The sequence below is a fragment of the Candidatus Krumholzibacteriia bacterium genome, assembly GCA_029865265.1.
In the GTDB taxonomy this organism is placed as follows: Bacteria; Krumholzibacteriota; Krumholzibacteriia; order WVZY01; family JAKEHA01; genus JAKEHA01.
The window spans coordinates 62,461-82,500 of record JAOUHG010000002.1; the positions used below are offsets into that span (position 1 = coordinate 62,461).

The 20,040-nt window shown below is 68.5% G+C and carries 17 protein-coding genes (1 of these 17 only partly in view); 9 read left to right on the forward strand and 8 right to left on the reverse strand.

Features of this window, described 5'->3' with window-relative positions; genetic code table 11:
* Window positions 1–106: 106 nt before the first annotated feature.
* Window positions 107–2,044: a hypothetical protein gene (locus OEX18_01510; GenBank protein MDH4335940.1), complete on the reverse strand. Its 1,938-nt coding sequence runs from the start codon at window positions 2,042–2,044 to the stop codon at window positions 107–109.
* On the opposite strand from OEX18_01510, the gene OEX18_01515 reads away from it, so the two are divergent.
* Window positions 2,028–2,945, forward strand: coding sequence for a YegS/Rv2252/BmrU family lipid kinase (locus OEX18_01515; protein MDH4335941.1), 918 nt, complete (start codon window positions 2,028–2,030; stop codon window positions 2,943–2,945). The two genes, OEX18_01510 and OEX18_01515, sit on opposite strands and share 17 nt — an antisense overlap.
* 8 nt (window positions 2,946–2,953) lie before the next feature.
* Here OEX18_01515 and OEX18_01520 read toward each other — a convergent pair whose 3' ends face one another.
* Window positions 2,954–4,669 carry a glycosyltransferase family 39 protein gene (locus OEX18_01520; GenBank protein ID MDH4335942.1) on the reverse strand — a complete coding sequence of 572 codons (1,716 nt, stop codon included), beginning with the start codon at window positions 4,667–4,669 and terminating at the stop codon, window positions 2,954–2,956.
* Window positions 4,670–4,974: 305 nt separating this feature from the next.
* On the opposite strand from OEX18_01520, the gene OEX18_01525 reads away from it, so the two are divergent.
* From OEX18_01525 to OEX18_01545, 5 genes are all read left to right on the forward strand, one after another.
* Entirely contained in the window at window positions 4,975–5,877 is a 903-nt protein-coding gene (locus OEX18_01525; GenBank protein MDH4335943.1) for a DMT family transporter, read from the forward strand.
* Entirely contained in the window at window positions 5,874–6,626 is a 753-nt protein-coding gene (locus OEX18_01530; GenBank protein ID MDH4335944.1) for an NAD-dependent deacylase, read from the forward strand. The genes OEX18_01525 and OEX18_01530 overlap by 4 nt, the downstream gene beginning before the upstream one ends.
* A gap of 121 nt (window positions 6,627–6,747) precedes the next feature.
* Window positions 6,748–8,367 carry a hypothetical protein gene (locus OEX18_01535; GenBank protein ID MDH4335945.1) on the forward strand — a complete coding sequence of 540 codons (1,620 nt, stop codon included), beginning with the start codon at window positions 6,748–6,750 and terminating at the stop codon, window positions 8,365–8,367.
* Window positions 8,367–9,278: a hypothetical protein gene (locus OEX18_01540; protein ID MDH4335946.1), complete on the forward strand. Its 912-nt coding sequence runs from the start codon at window positions 8,367–8,369 to the stop codon at window positions 9,276–9,278. Before OEX18_01535 ends, OEX18_01540 begins: the two co-directional genes overlap by 1 nt.
* A gap of 7 nt (window positions 9,279–9,285) precedes the next feature.
* On the forward strand, window positions 9,286–10,500 hold the full coding sequence (locus tag OEX18_01545) for an O-antigen ligase family protein (GenBank protein ID MDH4335947.1): 1,215 nt from the start codon (window positions 9,286–9,288) through the stop codon (window positions 10,498–10,500).
* Here the strand turns inward: OEX18_01545 and OEX18_01550 are convergent.
* Window positions 10,497–11,774: a glycosyltransferase family 39 protein gene (locus OEX18_01550; GenBank protein ID MDH4335948.1), complete on the reverse strand. Its 1,278-nt coding sequence runs from the start codon at window positions 11,772–11,774 to the stop codon at window positions 10,497–10,499. The two genes, OEX18_01545 and OEX18_01550, sit on opposite strands and share 4 nt — an antisense overlap.
* A complete protein-coding gene (pruA, locus tag OEX18_01555; protein ID MDH4335949.1) occupies window positions 11,771–13,324 on the reverse strand; it encodes an L-glutamate gamma-semialdehyde dehydrogenase in 1,554 nt (517 codons plus the stop codon). The genes OEX18_01550 and pruA overlap by 4 nt, the downstream gene beginning before the upstream one ends.
* Before the next feature lie 205 nt (window positions 13,325–13,529).
* Between pruA and OEX18_01560 the strand changes: the two genes are divergently transcribed.
* Window positions 13,530–13,946: an acyl-CoA thioesterase gene (locus OEX18_01560; GenBank protein MDH4335950.1), complete on the forward strand. Its 417-nt coding sequence runs from the start codon at window positions 13,530–13,532 to the stop codon at window positions 13,944–13,946.
* Here the strand turns inward: OEX18_01560 and OEX18_01565 are convergent.
* The 3 genes from OEX18_01565 to OEX18_01575 are packed head-to-tail and all read right to left on the reverse strand — an operon-like array spanning window position 13,943 to window position 16,343.
* Window positions 13,943–14,206, reverse strand: coding sequence for an acylphosphatase (locus OEX18_01565; protein MDH4335951.1), 264 nt, complete (start codon window positions 14,204–14,206; stop codon window positions 13,943–13,945). The two genes, OEX18_01560 and OEX18_01565, sit on opposite strands and share 4 nt — an antisense overlap.
* Before the next feature lie 23 nt (window positions 14,207–14,229).
* Window positions 14,230–14,658 carry an archease gene (locus OEX18_01570; protein MDH4335952.1) on the reverse strand — a complete coding sequence of 143 codons (429 nt, stop codon included), beginning with the start codon at window positions 14,656–14,658 and terminating at the stop codon, window positions 14,230–14,232.
* A gap of 38 nt (window positions 14,659–14,696) precedes the next feature.
* Window positions 14,697–16,343 carry an NAD+ synthase gene (locus OEX18_01575; protein MDH4335953.1) on the reverse strand — a complete coding sequence of 549 codons (1,647 nt, stop codon included), beginning with the start codon at window positions 16,341–16,343 and terminating at the stop codon, window positions 14,697–14,699.
* Window positions 16,344–16,506: 163 nt separating this feature from the next.
* Here OEX18_01575 and OEX18_01580 point away from each other — a divergent pair, with 163 nt between their 5' ends.
* Entirely contained in the window at window positions 16,507–17,199 is a 693-nt protein-coding gene (locus tag OEX18_01580) for a helix-turn-helix domain-containing protein (GenBank protein MDH4335954.1), read from the forward strand.
* Between the two features lie 86 nt (window positions 17,200–17,285).
* Window positions 17,286–18,362: a hypothetical protein gene (locus tag OEX18_01585; GenBank protein ID MDH4335955.1), complete on the forward strand. Its 1,077-nt coding sequence runs from the start codon at window positions 17,286–17,288 to the stop codon at window positions 18,360–18,362.
* 330 nt (window positions 18,363–18,692) lie between these two features.
* Here OEX18_01585 and OEX18_01590 read toward each other — a convergent pair whose 3' ends face one another.
* Window positions 18,693–20,040, reverse strand: partial view of a bifunctional serine/threonine-protein kinase/formylglycine-generating enzyme family protein gene (locus OEX18_01590; GenBank protein ID MDH4335956.1) — the end only. Its footprint extends 1,391 nt past the window's final position; only the last 1,348 of its 2,739 coding nucleotides appear in the window; its start codon lies off the right edge, out of view; its stop codon occupies window positions 18,693–18,695.

Sequence of the window (20,040 nt, forward strand, 5' to 3'; positions counted from 1 at the left end):
TCGGAGTCGATATCAGTGGCTCTTCACGGACCTCCGTCCGATCTGGTGAGAGACTCAAGTCTAGCACAGGCCTTTCCCGGCCACAAAACGCGTTTTGTCGCCCCGGCTACCGCAGCGACGGGATGGGCAGCACGGAGAATCCGTCCCGGGCGAAGCCGATCCACAGGCGTCCGCCTTCCGCCACCAGGTCCGCAACCTCGCCGCCATCGGTGTCCGCGGCCCGCAGCCAGCGCACACCGCCCGCGCCCACCACACCCAGCCCCTCGGTCGAGCCGAGGAACAGCGTGCCGGCGGCGTCGAAGGCGATCGCGGTGAGCGTGCCCTCGATGGTGGCCGGGCCCGGCTGTGACCCCGAAATTCCCTCCAGCAGCCCTCGTTTGCGCCACACGGTGGCATCGTCGTCGAACACGAACAGCCCGCCGCCGGTGACGGCAACCCACTCGCCCGCCGGGCTGCGTTCCAGGTCCACCACGGTCTCGCTGGAATCGATGCCGGCGAACCGTTCCACACCGCCGTCGGCACAGCGCACCGGAACGCCGGCGCCGATGGCCCAGGTTCCTCCGGGCGCACTGCGCACGTCGAGGATGCCGCGTCCGTCGAGGGTCTCGGAGCCACGCGCCACGCGCAGCCAGATATCGCCGTCGAACCGGTAGATCGCACCCGAGCGCGTGCCCACCCACAGCGCGCCGTCCGCATCGGTGCGCGCGGCGGTGAACGCCGGGTCGGCCTCGGCGAGATCCGGATGCATGTCGGTCCACCCGGCGCCTTCACGCCGGCGCACGGTCCAGCGCCCCGCCGCAATCACGTCGCCGCCGGGCGCAATGGTCACGGCGCGGGCATCGGGCGGTGCGTCGTCCACGGTGACGTTGCGCGCCACGGCGTCCGCCTGGACCAGCCGCCCGCCGCTCACGAACCACGCCGCCCCGGCTCCGTTCGCCGCGATGGCGGCCACGCGCGGCGCCGGAAGGCCGACGCCCAGGTCGAGACGCAGCGGAACCCCGCGGTCGAGCGCCACCACCAGCCCGTCGTCGCTGCCGGCAAACGCCCCCGCGCCGTCGGCCACGATGGTCTTCCAGGCCGCACCCGCGTCGGCCGGCGCGATGCCCGCTTCGCGCCACTGCCCGCCCCGCAGCACCCGGATCCAGCCCCGGCCGGCCACCCACAGCGCCCCGTCGGGACCCGCCGAAATGGAGCGCGCGTCGCGCAGCGGGACGTCATCCGGGGGACGGAGCCGCGCCGCGCGCTTTCCGTTGAAACGATAGATTCCCTGGCGCGACACGAGGACGAAGAGCGCCCCGTCGGGGGCCACCGCCAGCTGCCGCGTCTCGCCGCGCGGCAGGCCCGCCCCCGCCTGGTACCAGGCGAAGGTGGTATCGCCGAATTGCGCGCACAGCCCGGCGTTGGTTGCGAAGTAGCGCCCGTCATCCGGGCCGTCCTTCACGTCGAACACGATGTCGTCCATGAGCGAGTCGGCGCGGGTGATGGCGTAGCCGCCGCCGGGGGCGATCACCCCCGCGCCAAAGCCCAGCGTCGACAGCAGCACCTCGCGTTGCCGGCCGATGCTCGCGCCGTAGAGCCGTACCAGCGGAACCAGAGGAATATCGGCCGGCGCGCGCGGCGTGAACACGCGCACCTCCCCGGCGCGGTACAGTGCGAGCCCGTCGTCGGTGGCCACGAACACACTGTCGCCGACCGCGGCGATGGCGCGCACCGACGCGCTGGGCAGGCGATCACCGGCTTCGATGCGCTCCAGCAATGCGCCGTTGCGAATGTCGACCACGAACAGGCCCGCCGCGGTTCCCACCCACAGCGTGTCGCCCGCGTGACAGATGGCCCGGACCGCCGGTTGCGGGCCGACGTGCCACGCGCCCTCGAGGCGCGACGCGCCGGGCGCACCCGGAACCAGCAGGGCAACACCCAGGGCCAGCGCCCCGCGATTCCGCTTTGCGAAGCGCGCGGCGTTGGCTAGCCTCGGGCGTCGCCCGCTCCCGCGGGTGCAACGCCGTGCGAATGAAAGGAAGATTTCGTTGCGCATCAGTTTCATCGCCAATCCCACCGCCGGCCGCGGCCGCACGCGCGGCATGGTGGAAGCATTCGCGCGCGCAGTCCCCGGCGACAGCAATCTGTTGTGGACGCAAGAAGCCGGCCACGCGACCGAGCTTGCGCGCCGCGCCGCGTCCGATTCCGACCTGGTGTGCGTCGTCGGCGGCGACGGCACGGTGAGCGAAGCCGTCAACGGTCTCATGCCACGTCCGGTCCCCATTGTCGTCGTTCCGACCGGATCCGGCAACGATTTCGCGTCCATGGTGAACGCGCCCACCACGGTGGATGAACTGGTGGCCACCATCCACGAGGGGGCGGGCTGGCGGCTGGACGTGCTCGACTGCGGGGATCGCTTCTGCGCCAACAGCATCGGGATCGGCTTCGAGGCCATGGTGACCTACCACAGCCTCTCCATCCGCAACATGCGCGGCCTGCCGCTCTACCTGCTGGCGGTGATGAAGGCGCTGGCCGGCTACGAGAGCATCCGCTACTCGATCACCATCGACGGGGTGATCCTGGAGGAAGACTTCCTGCTGGTGTCCGCGGCCAACGGCCCCAGGGCGGGCGGCGGTTTCTACCTCAACCCGTCCGCGAAGCCCGACGACGGCCTCATCGACGTGTTCACCGCGGTGCGCATGCCCCGCCTGCGCATGCTCTCCATTCTGCCGCGCACGCTGCGAGGCTCGCATACCACGAGCCCGGGGGTCGCCTTTCACCGCGGCGCGCGCGTGACCATCGCCGCCGCGCGGCCCTTTCCGATGCATATCGACGGCGAGTACATGGGCCGCCGCGAGGTGCCACTGGAACTGTCGGTGATTCCCCGCTGCCTCCCGGTGCTGGGCATGAAAAAAGGCGCCGCCAGCATGGCCGCGCCGCGGGAGCGGATTCTGTCCGGCGGCTGACGCCCCGCTCAGGGCTGCCGGGCCGGTGAGGAGCGCGTTCCGGGCGATGCAGCCGTACCCGCGTTGACGCCCCCCGCCGGCGACACGCGGTACCCGATCCAGCCGGGCACGCCGTGCTCGCTGCCGGTGAAGACACACTCGGTTTCGATATGCCGCCGTTCGACGTCCGACCACGGGCCGAGAAACAAACTCAACACCCGCTCGCTGTCCATCACCATGTCGATGCCGGATGCGTGCACGTAGGCATCCAGCCGGTGTTCGCGGAGCGCCGCGAATGCCTCGCGGTTAACCTTGCCGTCCAGATTCACCACCCGCCGCTCCGAGAGATATCCGATGGCCCCCCCCTGGAACACCCCGATGGTGTCCGACGCGTCCGTGTGCGTGGCCACCCAGCGCGCGGCGTCGTAGAAGCCGTAGACGGGCGTGGTGCGGAAGGCACTCGTGTACCCCATGAACAGGAGTGCCGCGGCGTAGACCCCGCTCGCCGCCAGCGCCATGCGCCGTACCGACGGCGAGCGCGCGCCAACCCAGGCAATCGCGTCGTCCAGCATGAACCCGGTGAAGATGGCACCGATGAAGAAGACGGGATAGTAATAGCGCAGGAAGAAGAACACGCCGAACACCACGGTCGAGTATGCGGCAAAGAACATCACCGCCACCAGCAACAGAAAATCGAACTCGCGCGCCGGCCGTCCGTGCGGCTGCCGCCTGCGCCAGAACCACCACACCGCGAAGCCCGCCAGGACCAGCGCCTCGAAGGCGTTGGCCAGTGCTCCGAACAACCCCGGCGCGTCGAAGCGGTCGCCGAGCTTCTGCAGGCCGCGAAACATGGGGTGGAACGCGGGGATCACCTTGAGGGTCTGCACCGAACGCGAGGCGTGCGCGGCCACGAAATCCCACGAGGGTCCCTCGCGAACCAGCGACTCGCCGCCCAGGTCGAAGAAGGGCGCGTAGGCCAGCGACAGATAGCGCGTGGCGCGGCCGCTCTCGGGTATCGGGAGTCCGACGGCAATGGTCCCGTAGGTGAGCCACGGCAGGCACACCAGCAGCCCCATCCCCGCGGCGGTTGCGAGTTCCTTGCCCCAGCGTGGCCGCGCGCCGTGCGCGCGCACCACCAGCAGATAGTCGAGCGTCATGGCCAGCGCGAGGAACCCCAGGTCCGCACGCGCCAGGAACGCGCCGCCCAATAGCGCGCCCATGATGGCAAACCGGCGGCGCGCCGGCTGCGCCACCGGGCGTATCTTCTCCAGGTACCAGGTCACCGACGCGGCCAGCATGAACAACGCGAGCGCGGTCTCGAGGCCGTTGGCGCTCTGCCGCATGACGATGGGAGAAAACGCCCACGCCGCGGTCGCGACGGCGGCCGCCACCGGGCTCGCGCGACGCGCGATGAGCCGGTAGAGCAGAAAGGCCGTGGCCACGGTGAGCAGGGCAGACATCACCAGGGCGAGGTGCACCGGCAGCGCGGGACCGTCGCCCGCAATCAGGAAGATCGGGACCAGCAGGCCAACGTAGAGCGGTTGAAACCCGTTGGTAGGGTTTACGCCGTCGAACGTGGGACCCAGCCCGTGCGCGATGTTGCGCGCAATCTGGAAGGCGTAGAAGCTGTCGTCGTACAGAAATCCGTTACGGGCGAGCGTGCCGAAATCCGCCACGGCGACCGCCAGATGAACAGCGGCCGCCGCCGCGAGCACGGCGATCAGTGCGGGATGGGGACGTTTCAAGGGAGCAGCCGTTACCAGTAGTTTCCGATGCAATCCTCTCGGGTAAAACCATTGATTTATCGCGTTTTATGGTACCCGATGGCTCCCCGCGCTGTCAATCGCGGCACCGTAACGCGAGCCCCGCACGGGGCTTAGCGGCTCGGCCGTTGCCGCACGCGTGCGGCGGGCCACCGGGCATCCACACCGCGTTGGACGCGCCTGTGCGTTGTGGGCTATCTTCTCGCATCGCGCCGGTGCAAGCATCGCACCCGTGCTCTTTCCCCCGGCGCCGGCGGTGAACATTGGCTCCCTCTCGCGTTGCTCTCGTGTCCGCATACCTCGGGGCGTGCCTCATCTGGGGCTCGACCTGGATGGCCATCAAGGTGGGCCTGCGCGGCGCGGCGCCACTTACCAGCATTGCCGTGCGCATGACCATCGCCGCGCTGATCGTGCTGGTGATCCTGCGAGTGCGCCACATCGCGCTGCCGGGGGAACGGCGCTTCGTGCGCATCGGCGTATTTCTGGGGTTCTTCCACATCGTCCTTCCCTATTCGCTGGTCTATTACGGAGAGCAGCACATCCCGTCCGGACTGGCCGCCGTTCTCTACGCCGCCATGCCGCTGGTGGTGGCGCTGATCGCGCGCATGGCGCTGGGCGAACGCCTCACCCCGCGCAAGATCATGGGCATCCTGTCCGGCATCCTCGGCGTGGCCGTGATCTTCTCCGACAGCCTGCGCATCGGCAGCAACCAGGCGATCGGCGCCGCAGCCGTCACCTGCAGCATGCTCGCTGCCAGCATCGGCTCCGTGGCCACCAAGCGCTGGGCGTACGGCTATCACCCGCTGGCGTCCCTGATGATTCCGTTCTCGGTGGGGGCGGCGGCGACCTGGCTGCTCGCACTCATACTCGAGGGCCCGGTATCTCTGCACTTCGATACCACCACGTGGGCCACCATCATCTACCTCGCGGTGGCGGGCTCGGTGACCGCGCTGGGGCTCTTCTTCTTCGTGATCCAGCACCTCGAAGTCACCGTGGTCTCGTACCAGACCTTCATCATCCCCATCGTCGCGGTGCTGCTGGGCTGGGCGATTCTCGGCGAAACCATCACCGCGCGCGTAGCGCTTGGCGCCGTGATGATCCTCGCCGGCGTGTCGCTGGCCATCTTTGCCCCGCGATCGCGCGCGCGCCGCAACGCACAAGCGCGCCTGCGGCGCACCGGCCCGGCATGAGCACGCACCCGGGAATGGATGAGGCCATCGACATCCTGGCCGGCGCCCGGCGCGTGGTGGTGACCACCGGCGCGGGCATGTCGCGTGAGAGCGGCGTGCCGACGTTTCGCGACGCACCCAACGCGCTGTGGGCCGACTACAACCCGGAGGATCTGGCCACGCGGGCGGGCTTCGCGCGCGATCCCGCGCTGGTATGGCGATGGTACGCGGAGCGCCGGCGCATGATTGCAGAGACCACACCCCACGCGGGCCATCGCGCCATCGCCCGCATGCCCCGCCTCTTCGACGGGTTCCTGCTGCTGACCCAGAACATCGACAACCTGCACACCACGGCTGGATCCAGCGACGTGGTGGAACTTCACGGCAACATCTTCCGGTTCAAGTGCTTCGAGAACGGTCATCCCGCGACACCGGATGAAGGCGCGGGTGAACCACCGCGCTGCCAGTGCGGGTCGTTCCTGCGCCCCGATGTGGTCTGGTTCGGCGAGATGCTCGATCCGCACCACATCGACCGCGCCTACGCGGCACTCGCCACCTGCGACGCCATCCTGGTGGTGGGAACCTCGGGACTGGTGTACCCGGCGGCCGGGTTCCCGGCGGTTGCGCGGGACGCCGGCGCGCGCGTGGTGGAGGTCAATCCCGAGCCCTCCGGAGTCACCCCCATCGCCGATGTGTTCGTGCGGGCGGGTGCCCGGGACACGCTGCCGCTGCTGGTCGACGCGCTCGAACGCCTCCGCGGCGGGCGGTAAACGCATTGACCCGCGGGCGCGGGGCGTGGATAATCGATAGCGGCGCACCGCAGGCGCGTCGCCGCAGCCGGCCGACCCCGGGCCGCTGCGCCACACGATCCCCTTCGAGGTTCCATCGGTCTTGAAGTACACCCGCCGCCTGATCCAGCTTCCGCTGCTCGCGGTCATGCTACTGCTCGCCTTCGCGGAATCCGCACCGGCCCAGCTCGTCGCCCGCTTCGATTTGCTCGGATCCGTGATCTCTCCGGACGGCGATGGCCGCCAGGATTCGACGCGCGTGCGCTACACCCTCGCCGACTCGGCGGTTGCACTGGGCGTGGTGGTGTTTGCGGCGGACTCGGTGACCCCGGTGTATACCCTGCGCGCGATGGCACCCGCATCGGCGGGCACACGCGACTTCTACTGGCGGGGCCAGCGCGACAACGGCACCTTCGCGGGCGAGGGCGCGTACGTCGTCACCCTGACCGCATTCGGCAACACCGCACCCGACACCGTCCTGAGCCTGCCGGTGTTCGTGGACACAACGCCGCCGCGCGTGCAGATCCTGAGTGTCACGCCCAACCCCTACGCCCCCGGACTGTCCGCCGCGCGCCCCGCGGTGGAAATCGCGCATGTCGTTTCCGACGCATCCCCGCTCTCCACCGGCCGGGCGCCCGACCAGCTCGGGGTGACGTTCACCAACCCGAGCGGCGCCCCCGTCGAGGCAACCGTGACCACCGCCCCACCCTTCGCGGGACTGAGCGGAAACTACGTCAGTTCGTGGGATGCGAGCGCGGGCGGTGCCTCGCTGCCCGACGGCGAGTACCGCGTCGATATCACCATCGACGATGCCGCCGGCTACAGCGCAACGGCGAGCTACCGCTTCGAAATCGACGCCGCGGTGCCCACGGTTACCATTGAGAGCCCGGCGGACGGCGCGCGCGTGCGCGTCGTGCCCGACAGCCTGCGCGGGCGCGCCTTCGACCGGCACGGTGTCGACTCGCTGTACGTGAAGTACCCGTCGTCTCCCTACCAGCCCGTGACCGGCGCCGGCGTGCTCGACGATACCCTGCGCTTCGCCATCCCCCTGACCGACTCGGTGGTGAACGAGGGCACCTATGCCTTCTCGTTCCGCGCCGTGGACCAGGTGGGGCGGTCCGCCGTGTACACGTCCGTCTTTACCTACGACACCACCGCGCCGGCAGCGCCGGTGCTGGACGCGTTCACCGGGTCGTGGCTGACTTCGTTCTACCCGCTGTCGGGGAGTGTGGACAACGGCGGCGACGCATCCACCCTGGTCGACATCGTGCGCAACGGCGCCGTGATCGACTCGGTCCCCTCCGCGCTGTCCAACCGGTTCACCGTGAACGTCCCGCTCGAGGTGGGCCGCAACCAGATCGTTGCCGTGCAGCGCGATGGCGCCGGCAACGTAAGCGGTCCGTCGAACACCGTGGTGGTGAAGTTCCAATCCACCGGGGGCTTGTACTTCCCCGTACCGTTCACGCCGGGAGGCACCTTCCAGGTGAACGCCGAACGCGTCGCGCGTTCCGTGACACTGCGCGTGTTCGACGTGACCGGCGACCTGGTGACGTTCTTCGAAGACGGCGGGACGAGCCGCTACTACGCCTTCAACTGGAACGGCCGCAACAGCAGCGACCAGCCGGTGCGGCGCGGTCCGCTGGTCGCGGTGGCGACGGTGCTCTACGACGACGGCTCGCGGGACGTCTACCGGGAAGTATTCCTGTTCGATTCCAATCCCTGATGAAGCGGATCCTGACGGCATACATTGCGCTGCTGGCGCTGGGGGGATGGGCCCCGCACGCGCGCGCGGAGTCGTCCACCGGTGGCGCCTTCCTCGTGCCGGGGTACGGCGCGCGCGCCGCCGGCATGGCGGGCGCGGTGAGCGCGGTGATAGACGACGAGGGCGCCATCGACTGGAACCCGGCACGGCTGGGGCTGGTGACGCGCACCCTGGGCGCGTCCTACGTACAACTGGTGCCGGGCGCATCGCTGGACCAGGCGGACCTCGCCTTCGTCACGCCGTTGTGCGCGGTGGAGCGCGGGGTGGCCAAACACGCGGCTGGCGTGATGCTCACCAACCTGTCCGCCGACATCGCCGGCCTCGAGTCGTACTCCGAAAACCACCTGCGCATGGCCTACGCCTTCACGCCGCAGCCACTGCTGAGCGTGGCCATCGCGGGCAAGCTGTTCTTCTCGCAGAGCGGCGTGTCCGGCTTCGACGCGTGGGGTTCGAGCGTCGATTTCGCCGGCTACCTGTCGCTGAGCGAGCACTGGGACGCCGCGGTGGTTGGCAAGGACCTGTTCTCGCGCTACTCGTTCGACGACGGCAGCGACGCGCACAAGGAGTCCAGCGTGGTGGTGGGGGTGGCGACGAGCCGCGTCCGCGTGCTCACACTCTCCGCCGACGCGGTACGCCAGTACTCGACGTGGACGCGCGGCCTGCTGGGCGCGGAGACGGATTACATCTTCTCGCACATCGCGCTTCGCGGCGGGGTGGCGTTCCACGCCGCGGGTGAATCACGCACCACGCCCTCGTTCGGCGCCAGCCTGCGTGCGTTCGACACGCGCCTGGTCGTCCACTACGCCGCGACCGTCGACGACGAGCAGGCGTTCGGCACCACCCACCGCTTCACGCTGGCCGTGCGCCTGTAGCCGCGCGATGCGCTCCATTGCGGGCATTTCCAACGGGGCCTTTCGAGCGGCGTTCGTCCTCTTCGCCCTGTTCGCGCCCTTCTCCATCGCCGGAATGAACTTCGCCCTCGGCCTCGCGGCCCTGGCGTGGACGCTGTGGATCATCGAACAGCGCGGCGCGCGGGTGCGCCCGGATGCGCTGGCGCTGGCGTCCATCGCGCTGGCGGCGTTCGCGCTGCCATCGATACTCCTCTCCGAGAACGCGGCCCGCGCCCTCAACGACTGGCGCTCCTACTGGGAGTTGTCGATATGCTTCCTGGTGGGCGCGAGTATCGCCCGGGTGCGCGCGCGCGAGGCGGCGTTCTGGGCGCTGGCGTTCTCCGCCAGCGTGGCGTGTGTGGTTGCGTTCATCCAGCGCGCCGGCGGGCTGGACGCCGGCCCCATCCACATCGGTGCGGCGCACCGTGTGGGTGGAACCATGTTCACGATGACTTTCGCCGGGATCCTCTACCAGTTGATCCTGTTCACGGGTGCGGTGGCGCTCGCGCCGCGCTTCTCGCGATGGCGCTGGTGGCTGGCCGCGGTGGTGGCGATGGAGTTCACCGCCCTGCTCCTGACCATGACGCGGGGCGCGTGGGTGGCCCTGTTCGTCGGCGCCGCGGTGCTGTGCATGATGGTGCGCCGGCGCGCGGCCTTCATGGCCACCGCCCTCGCCCTGGCGGTGGCGTTGCTGTTTTCCTTCGTGTTTGCGCGCGATCAGGGCCGCACCATCGCGGTGACGGAACTCGCGACGCGCCCCGCGGACCGCAACGTGGGAACGCGACTGGTGTTGTGGCAGATATCGTGGGATTTGTTTCTCCAGCACCCGGTGTTCGGCGTTGGCATGGGCGATTACACCATCGAAGCCGACCGGCACCTGCGCGGCCGCAAGGTGCTCACCACGGTGGACACCCACAACGTGTACCTGCATCTTCTCGCCACCCGCGGGCTGGTGGGCTTCATCCCCTTCGTGCTGTACTTCGTGGTGCTGCTGCGCTCGCTGGCGCGTGTCTACGCGCGGGCGGGGCCGTCCTCGGTCGAACGGTACTACGCTGCGGGGACCGTCGCGGTGGTGGCGGCCATCCTGGCCGGCGCCCTGACGGAGAACAACGTGGACGACAGTGAGGTGTTCATGGTGTTCATGTTCCTGGTCGGCATCGCGCGCAGCCCGCTGGCGCGGGGAAATCCTCCGGCGGGCGGCTAGGCGCGCCGCCGGACCCGGAGGCGCGCGGCCCAGACCAGCGCGGCGCCCGCGAAGATGCACATGACCGGTTCGACGGGAAGGCGTGTGCGCAACGACCCGAAGAACACCACCGCCACCGCGGTGTGGACCACCACGATCCCGTAGAGCAGGGCGAGTTCGCGCCAGCGGCGGCGCGTGAGCCACAGCCCCGCAACGAACAGGGTCATGGTGGGCAGCGCGTAGACGAAACCGATGTCGAAATCGGCCGCCAGACGGCCCAGCGCCGAGTCCCTGCTCCACCACCAGCCGCTGCGGATGCCGCTCAGCCCCATGTCGCTCCTGAGCCGCCAGAAGCGCACCAGTTTCCACGTCACCAGTTCCGGAACGTCGCGCGGGTGCTCGCGCAGGTACGCGAGCCCCAGGTGCCATGCCATGCGATCCCGCGCCACATCGTCCAGCACCATGAGTTCATCGTAGCGCGGCAGCGCCTCCAGCGGTGCCACGCCCCCGCGCCACGACGGCGTTTGCGCCACCTTCTCGTTGTTGCCCTGGTAGAACGTGATGCCGCCATGCGTCGTCAGCGTCCATCCACCCATGACGGCGGCGTTGCGCGCGAGCCACGGCAGCATGATCATGGCAAACGCCGCCGCCATCGCGAGCACGCGTACGGCACGCACGCGCCAGGGCACGGTGGCGAGCAGGAGCGCCGCCGCCAGCGTCCACTCGAACACGGGCAGGCCGGTGGGGCGGGTGAGCGCGGCCGCCCCCAGCAGGGCGGCGGGCGCCAGCGCCCGGCGTGGTTCCGACAGGAGTCCGCGCGGGTCGGGCGCAATCCACAACGCACCCAGCACCAGCACCATGTAGAGGTTCTCGGTAAGCAGGTAGCCGGAAATGAAGGCAAGAAACGGGTTGAGGGCGGCGAAGCCGGCGGCGGCGAGCGCAACCCCCGGACCGAAGAGGCGCCGCGCAACCGCGGCGGTCAGCGCCACCACCACAACACCCAGGATCACCTGGACGACGCGGCCCGCAACCGGGTCGGGATCGGTTGCGGCGTAGAGCGCGGCCAGCAGGCTGGGGTACATGGGCGGGCGGCGCGCGGTGGGGCCGCCATCCGGTTCCACGAACCCCTGCCCCAGCGCCAGGCGGGTTGCGATGCCGTGGTAGTCGGCCTCGTCACCCTTCGGCTCGGTGGCGAAGCCGACCACCCACCCGGCGAACACGACACGCAGCAACGCCGCCGCGAACAGGATCGCGAAGAACGCGCGCCTCGCGGCCGTGCCCCGCGCCTGCGTCACGCGGTCTTTTCGCTGACCGACTTTGCCTGCGTGAACAGCAGCAGGTAGTCACGCCCGCCGGCCTTGCTGTCGGTGCCCGACATGTTGAAGCCGCCAAACGGATGCACACCCACCAGCGCCCCCGTGCACTTGCGATTGAAGTACAGGTTGCCCACGTGGAAGTCCTGCCGGGCGCGCTCGATGTGATCGCGGTTGCTCGAGTACAGCGACCCGGTCAGGCCGTATTCGGTGTTGTTGGCGATCTCCATGGCGTGATCGAAGTCACGCGCCTTGATGATCGCGAGCACCGGCCCGAATATCTCCTCCAGCGAGATGGTGGCGTCGGGCGCGATGTCGCCAAACACCGTGGGCTGGATGAAGTAGCCGGCGCCCGGCGCGCGCGAACCGCCCGCGAGCAGGTCGCCCTCGCCCTTGCCGGTCTCGATGTAGTCGAGGATGGACTTCATGGCGCCTTCGTTGACCACCGGGCCCATGTAGTTGTCCTTCGACTCGTAGGGCGCCCCCAGCTTGATGGCGGCGACCTTCGGGATCAGGCGGCGCACGAACTCGTCATACACCTTTGCGTGCACGATCGCGCGCGAACACGCCGAACACTTCTGCCCCTGGAAGCCGAACGCCGACGTCCACACACCCGTCACCGCGGCGTCGAGATCACAATCGGCATCGACCACGATGGAATCCTTGCCGCCCATCTCCAGCACGGCGCGCTTGATCCATATCTGGCCCTTGCGCGGCGTGCCGGCCTGCTGGTTGATGTGCAGGCCCACCTCCTTGGATCCGGTGAATGCGATAAAGCGTGTCTTCGGGTGCTCGACCAGGTGGTTGCCCACCTCGCGCCCGCCACCGGGCAGGAAGTTGATCACGCCCGCGGGCAGGCCGACCTCCTCCATCACCTCCACGAACTTGGCGGCGATGATGGGGGAATCGCTGGATGGCTTGAGCACCACGGTGTTACCCGCCACGACGGCGGCCGATGTCATCCCCGCCATAATGGCCATGGGGAAGTTCCAGGGTGGAATCACCGCGCCCACACCGAGCGGAATGTAGAGCAGCTGGTTGTCCTCGCCGGCGATCTTCGTCAGCGGCTGCGGTTCGGCCAGGCGCAACGCCTCGCGGCCGTAGAACTCGAGGAAGTCGATGGTTTCGGCGACGTCACCGTCCGCCTCGGCCCAGCTCTTCCCCACTTCGTAGACCATCCACGCCGCGTACTCGAATTTTCGCTCGCGGATGATCCCGGCGGCCCGGAACAGGTACGACGCCCGCTCCTCGGCCGGAACCCTGCGCCAGGTTTCGAACGTGCGCAGCGCGACGTCCAACGCCTGCTCGGCATGCTTCCGGGTTCCCTCCGCGACGCGGCCGACCACGTTGTCCGGATTGGAGGGGTCGATGGAGGTGATGGTTCCCCTGGTCTTGATCTTCTCGCCGCCGATCACCAGCGGGTAGTCGCGGCCGAGCTCGGCGCGAACCTTGTCCAGCGCCGCCTGCATCTTTGCGGCGACGGCCGGATCGCCGAAGTTGGAGAACGGCTCATTGACGAATGGCGTGGGCATGAATGTCTCCCTTGCGAATGAAATTTCTCGAATGCGGCGGATGGGTGCGGCGGAGGGCTCTCCGTCCGCGCTGCGGAAGTAACCGTTTCCCGGCCTCAACTATAGACAAACGCCGGCGGGCCTGTAAACGGGCTTTTTGGTGGCTGCGGCGGGCGTTTGGGGGGATTCAACTTGCGCGTTTCGGCGCCGGTTGGCTACCGTCCGCATGGTCATGCGAACCCACGTGGAAATGGTTCGTGTCCGCTACGGCGAGACCGACAAGATGGGTGTGGCCCACCACTCGAGCTACCTGTTGTGGTTCGAGCTGGGGCGCACCGGGCTCCTGCGCGCCGCCGGGCACTCCTACCGTGGACTGGAGGCGGAGGGTGTCATGCTGCCGGTGGTCGAATACGGGGCCACGTTCCTCAAGGGTGCGCACTACGACGACGAGCTCGCCATCGAGACGAAGATCCGCGAGATGAAGAGCCGCGTGATCACCTTCGACTACCGGGTTCGGCGCGGCGAGGAGATCATCTCCCGCGGGTTCACCCGCCACGTGTGGGTGGACACCAACAGCCGGCCTCGCCGCCTCCCCGACGGGGTCACCGAGGCCATCACGCCGTTTCTCGCTTCCGGCGACTAGGCGATCGAAAACCCGCCCGCGGGATGCGCCGGCGGTTCCTCCCACACCCACTCGACGGCGGACACGGCCGCGGCCGGCGGTCCGATGCGCACGAACGCCAGCGCGGCCTCGCATGCTTCGCGCGTTCCCACGAACAACGCCTCCACGCGCCCGTCGGGCAGGTTCTTCACCCACCCGGCGAGACCGAGTTCGCGGGCGCGCTGGCGGGTGGAATCCCGGAAGAAGACACCCTGGACCCGGCCGCTTACCCACGCGTGCATCGCGACGATTTCCCGCGATCCGCTCACAGGTCGAACACCACCCGGCAGCGCCAGCCCTCCCCGGTTTCCTCGACCTGCAGGCCGTGATAGGTCGCAGCCTTGACGTCGAAACGCAACTGCCCCGCGTGGTCCCGAGCCGGAGCGCCGCGCACCGTGCCGCACAGCGCGTCGTGCCCGGCCGCCCGCACACTCACGTCGCTGTAGATCTCGCCGTGGGTCGCGGCCATCAGGATCACCGCCGAGAGCCAGTCCACCAGCAGCCCGCCGGCATCCGCGCACGCAGCCTCCACAGGGCGCTCCACTACCGGCTCCACCCGGCTCCAGGCCATGAGTCCCATGAGGCCGCGGGTGGCGTTCTCGATCATTTCGGCGCGCGTCGCCCCCCAGGCCTCGATGGCGACGTCGCCCGAGTAGTCGATCTCCTCATAGCCTCTCACGGGAGTGCCTGTCATTGGGAAGCCCGCATCCTTGTATACGGCCCCGCCGGTGATCACACGGAGTAGCGTCCCGCGATGGGAAAGCGGCGCCCGGCGCCGAACGCCTTGGAGGTCACCTTGAGTCCGGGCGCGGCCTGCTTGCGCTTGTACTCGCTCTTGCGCACCGCCTCCACCACCCACGCCACGGTTGAAGCATCGAACCCGCGCGCCACGATGTCCGCGGCGCCCGCCCCCTCTTCGATATGCAGATCGAGGATGGCGTCGAGAATTTCGTAGGGCGGCAGCGAATCGGCGTCCTTCTGGCCGGGGCGCAGCTCCGCCGACGGCGCCTTCTCAATGATCGCCGGCGGGATCACCGTTCGCTCCGCGTTGTACATCGCACACAGCCGGTACACCATGGTCTTGGGAACGTCGGAGATCACGGCCAGTCCACCGCTCATGTCGCCATACAGCGTGCAGTATCCGACGGCGAGTTCGCTCTTGTTCCCGGTGGACAGAACCAAGTGCCCGAACTTGTTGGAGATCGCCATCAGGATGTTGCCGCGGATACGCGCCTGGATGTTCTCCTCGGTGACATCGGGCGTGGTGCCGGCGAGGACGCCCGCGAGGGCCTCGTCGTAGGCCTGCATCAGCGATCCAATTGCGACCTCCTCCAGCCGAACACCGAGCGCGGACGCCAGCGCGCGCGCGTCCTGCACGCTCCCGGCCGACGAATGCGGGGAGGGCATCGCCACCGCCAGCACGTTGTCTGCTCCCAGCGCCTCCGCCGCGATACACAGTGTGAGGGCGGAGTCGATTCCGCCGGAAAGCCCCACCACCGCACGGCTGAAGCCGCACTTGGCAAAGTAGTCCCGGGTGCCCAGCACCAGCGCGCGCCGGATGCTGTCCGCCTCTTCCATGACGCGGTACGCCGGCGCGGCGGCGGGCGCGTTGGTGTCCACCACCACCAGCGCCTCTTCGAACGCGGGCAGCGCGGCGCGCACCTCACCACCGCCGTCCACCCACAGGCTGCGCCCGTCGAAGACCAGTTCGTCGTTGCCGCCGGTCTGGTTCACGAAGACAAACGGCAGGCGATGGCGCCGCGCATGACTGCGGATCAACTCCGCGCGAAACGCCTCCTTGCCCGCGGTGAACGGGGAGGCGGAGATGTTGACGAGAAGGGTTGCCCCCTGCTGCGCGAGCATGGCGATGGGCTCGACACGGTACGGTTGCCGTGGAAACAGCGCGGGGTCGTTCCACGCATCCTCGCAGATCGAGATGCCGAGCTTCTCGCCCCGGAATGGCACCGGCACGGCCGCGGCGGCGGGCTCGAAGTACCGCGCCTCATCGAAGACGTCGTAGGTGGGCAGCAGCATCTTGTCCTGGCGGTGAATCACAGCGCCGTCGGCGATGAGCAGCGCCGCGTTGGCCACCCCCTTGCCCGTCGCCCCCGGCGACGTCAGGGGCGCTCCGACGATGATCCCCAGCCCGGGGTAACGCGCGGATTCGGCCACGATCCGGGCCAGATCACGCCCGCACTGTGCGATGAACGCGGGCCGCTCGACCAGGTCCTGCGGCGGGTAGCCGCTCACCGACATCTCGTGGAATACCACCAGTTCGGCGCCCGCTGCGGCGGCCCGGCGAACCGCGTCCAGGATGCGCCCGGCATTGCCAGCGGTATCTCCCACCACCGTATTCACCTGTACGAGTGCAATCCGCATGCGCATCAAGGTATACGACCGCGGCGGGCCGGTCAATCGGGCGGAATGGTCCATTGACGGGCACCGGTCAAAGTGCGTAGGATTCAGATGATCCCGGACGCGCGGGCCGTGTCCGGCTGCCGCGAGTGAGCGGAAGGCCTGGCCGATCAAGGAGGCGTTACCAGTGCATGCTGCCATCGAGGCCCTTTCCGATACGCGCCGCGAGATTCTGCTCCGCATCAAGCGCGACGGCGGTTCCACCATTGCCGAGATCGCCAAACAACTCTCCATATCCGACGAAGGCGCGCGGCAGCACCTGATTCTGCTGGAACGCCAGGGCTGGGTGTCGCGCCGGGCCCAGCACTCCGGTGACGGAAAATCAGGGCGCCCGGCATCCATCTATGAGATCAGCCTGCGCGGTGAAGAGTTCTTCCCCAAACGTTACGACGAGTTGTGCGTCGCGGTGATCGGCGCCTTCAAGGCGCTGTACGGGCGGCAGGCGGTCGAGGCGGCCATAGCGCACCTCACCGAGTCCACGGTGAACGAGTGGGAGCCGAAGCTGCGCGGCAAGACGCTCGAGGAGCGGATGGAAACCCTCAAGGGGTACTACCTCCCGGAGGATCCGTTCATCTCCATCGAACGAAACGGCCACCTTGCGCTGGTGGAGCGAAACTGTCCGTTCACCAACGTGGCCCTGCAGCAACCCCAGTTGTGCAGCATCACCGTCAACACGCTGACGCGCCTGCTCGGGATGCGCGTCTCGCGCGAGCGCACGTTTCAACGCGGCGACGGTTGCTGCGAGTTCCGCGTACACCGCGATGATCCGGTTGACCCGTCGGCAGTTCCGTTTTCGATCGAAGATCCGCGCGACGACTGACCCGGAAGCCCCTGCCGTTCGGCGGCGGGATTCATGACCCGAACCGGCGTTCCCACACAATGCGCCGAGACCCCAGGAGGTTGCTCATGTCTTCTCGTAATGTGGTTCCCTTTCTGCTCGCCGGCGCGCTGGCGCTTGCGATGGCCGCGGGCTGCGGCGACGATGAGTCCCCCACCGGCGGCGGCACCGGAGGAAATTCGAGCACGTTGTCCCTGCCCTCGGGAACCTACGCCGCCACCGGGGCCTTCTTCACCTGCGGCGAGGCGGTACCCTTCGACGTTCTCGCCGACACCCTGGTCTTCTGTGGAGCCGAGGTCATCGACGAGTTCTTCGGCGCGGATTGCCCCGTCAAGCGCACCGGCAACAACCTCTCGCTGTCGTGCGAGACGACGGAAACCGTGGGACTCAGCTGCACGGAGACACTCAAGGCCAGTTTCACCGGGACCGTCTCGGGCGACACCTACCAACTGTCGGGCACGTTCGAGTATTCCGACAACCCGGCGGACTGCTGGGACGGGACGTACTGCGATTCGCTCCATCTGACCATCGAGCGCATCGGGGGTGTCCCGACGGCGTGCGCCTACGCGGACGAGAACACCGTGGCACTCAACGTAACGGGCGGGGCCCAGGCGGGCGCGCACGAGTTGCAGGCGTTTGGTTCCAGCATCTCGTCCTCCGGCAGCTACTCGTTCTCCTTCAGCGCGAGCAGTAATTTGCCCGTGACCGCCGCTGCGGCGCCAGCGGGCGGCCTGCAGGAGTCGATCTACATGTACGTGTCGACCGACTACATCAATCCGGCCACACTGCCCGCCACGCTGCCGGTGGTGGTGCAGACGATCGGCGCGGCGCCCGTGTCGCCTGCCGGCGGTCCGCAGGTCTACCTTGGGTACGCCGAGATGTCTCCGGACTACTCGTTCAACGCGGAGAACGCGGTGTCCGGAAACTTCGTGGTGCACGAGATCGACGGCGATCACATTGCGGGAACGCTGAACGTGATCGTCTCCGGTACCGAGTACAGCGAGGCCAACCCGAGCGGTGTTCCCGCGCAGCGGACCCTGTCGGGTGGTTACTTCGTGACCGGGGAGGATCAACCGGTGGAGACCGGCGCCCCGGGCGGGTCTCTGGCAGGGTTCACGAAGCGCCTGCGGAGCCTCATCAGGTAGGCCGTCCGGCTGCGGCCGGAACGTATAAACGGACGAAAGCCCGCTGACATCCGCCAGCGGGCTTTTCGTTGCCAAGCCAGGCGGGGTCCGGGGGTCCGCCAGGATCGTAGAGGCTGGAACCGGGCAAGTGGTCAAGAATGCTCTGCCTCAGGGAGCAGACTGGGCACAGGCAGCGGGGACGGCTCTCCGTACCGGGCGATACCCGCCGACCAAGAAAGGTCCGACCGGCTTCGGCGAGCCGCTATCCCCGCAACCCGACCTGTATGGAAGTGCGCCGTTTCAATCCGCAGCGGCTAACGGAATTTCGATTTTTTTCGGGAGGGGTATTCTTCAGCGGGAGGGGGCGGCGGCGGCCCGATCCTGGGCGCCGGCCGGGTCCAGCCCGCGTGCCGGCCGCATGCCGATGCGGTCGTTGATGTGGGGGGGGATGTTCAGGCGCAGGGCCACGCTGACGCGGTCCACCCAGAAGTAATAGCCTCCGCCCCGCACCACCCGCTCGGTGTACCCCGTGCCCAGACGCTCGCCAGCTCCCGGCGCGACCGGGAGCTGGTAGGACCCGTACCAGTCCCGCGTCCACTCGGTGACGTTGCCCAGCACATCGTAGAGTCCGAATGCGTTGGGCGCGTAGAACCCGACCGGCGACGAGTCGACGAAGCCATCGTACCAGTCCGCGTAGCTCCACCCGCCCGGCCGCGCCGGCACGCGCGCGGATGCATCCATGATGTTCTCGGTGGTGCGCAGGCAATCGGGATCCCAGCCACACGGGAGCCGCGCCGTCGACCCGGCCCGCGCGGCGTATTCCCACTGCGCCTCGGTCGGGAGCATCAGCCCCACATCGCGTGCAAAACCGTCCGCCTGTTCCCAGTTGAGGTTCTCGACCGGGTGGCACAGCGAGGTCACGTACATCTTGTAGTCGATGCCGGGCTGCACACGGCTCGGGTTCTGCCCGGTGATGCGCAGGTACTGGGCCTGGGTCACCTCGTACTTCGATATGAAGAAAGGGTCGAGGCAGACCCGGTGCACCGGCACCTCATCCAGGCGCGCGAGCGGGTCGCCACCCGGCTTGGCGGGATCGGCGAGCCGTTCCTTCGACATGCCCATCCAGAAACAGTCGCCGGGAAGCAGCACCATCACGATGCCGGTGTCATCGTCTACGGCCAGGCGTCCGTCGCGGCCACGCACCGGCGCCGCACCGGTGCGGATGTGGACGAACTCCCACAGGCCGGACTGCGGATCGCGGCCCACCGGCACCAGCCCCACCTGGGGCGCAATGACCAGGCCCCCGTAGCGCGGACATTCCTCGACATCGGCGATCGAACGGATGGCATTGCTCCACTCGCTTCGGTGGCTGGTGATGCTCGCATCCACCACGTGGCGGGCGAAGTCGAGCCGGTCGCTCACCAGCGCCATTGTCCCCACATGCGGATCCGGATCGACGAAACGCTCCAGACCGGCGACCAGCGCGGATAGATGGTCGTAGTGAAACTGGTCCTTCTGGCTCGCAAAGAGCGGGCGTGATCCGCCGCCCGGCGACGGATTGCCGTCCAGCGCCTGCGCGCGCAGCGCCGCCAGTGTGGCATGGTGCACGGGCAGGCGCGCCGCCAGCGCCTCCGCCTGGCGCAGCCATTCCTCCATGGCGGGAATGCGCTCCGGGTGCGGCGGGCGCAACGCAACCGAC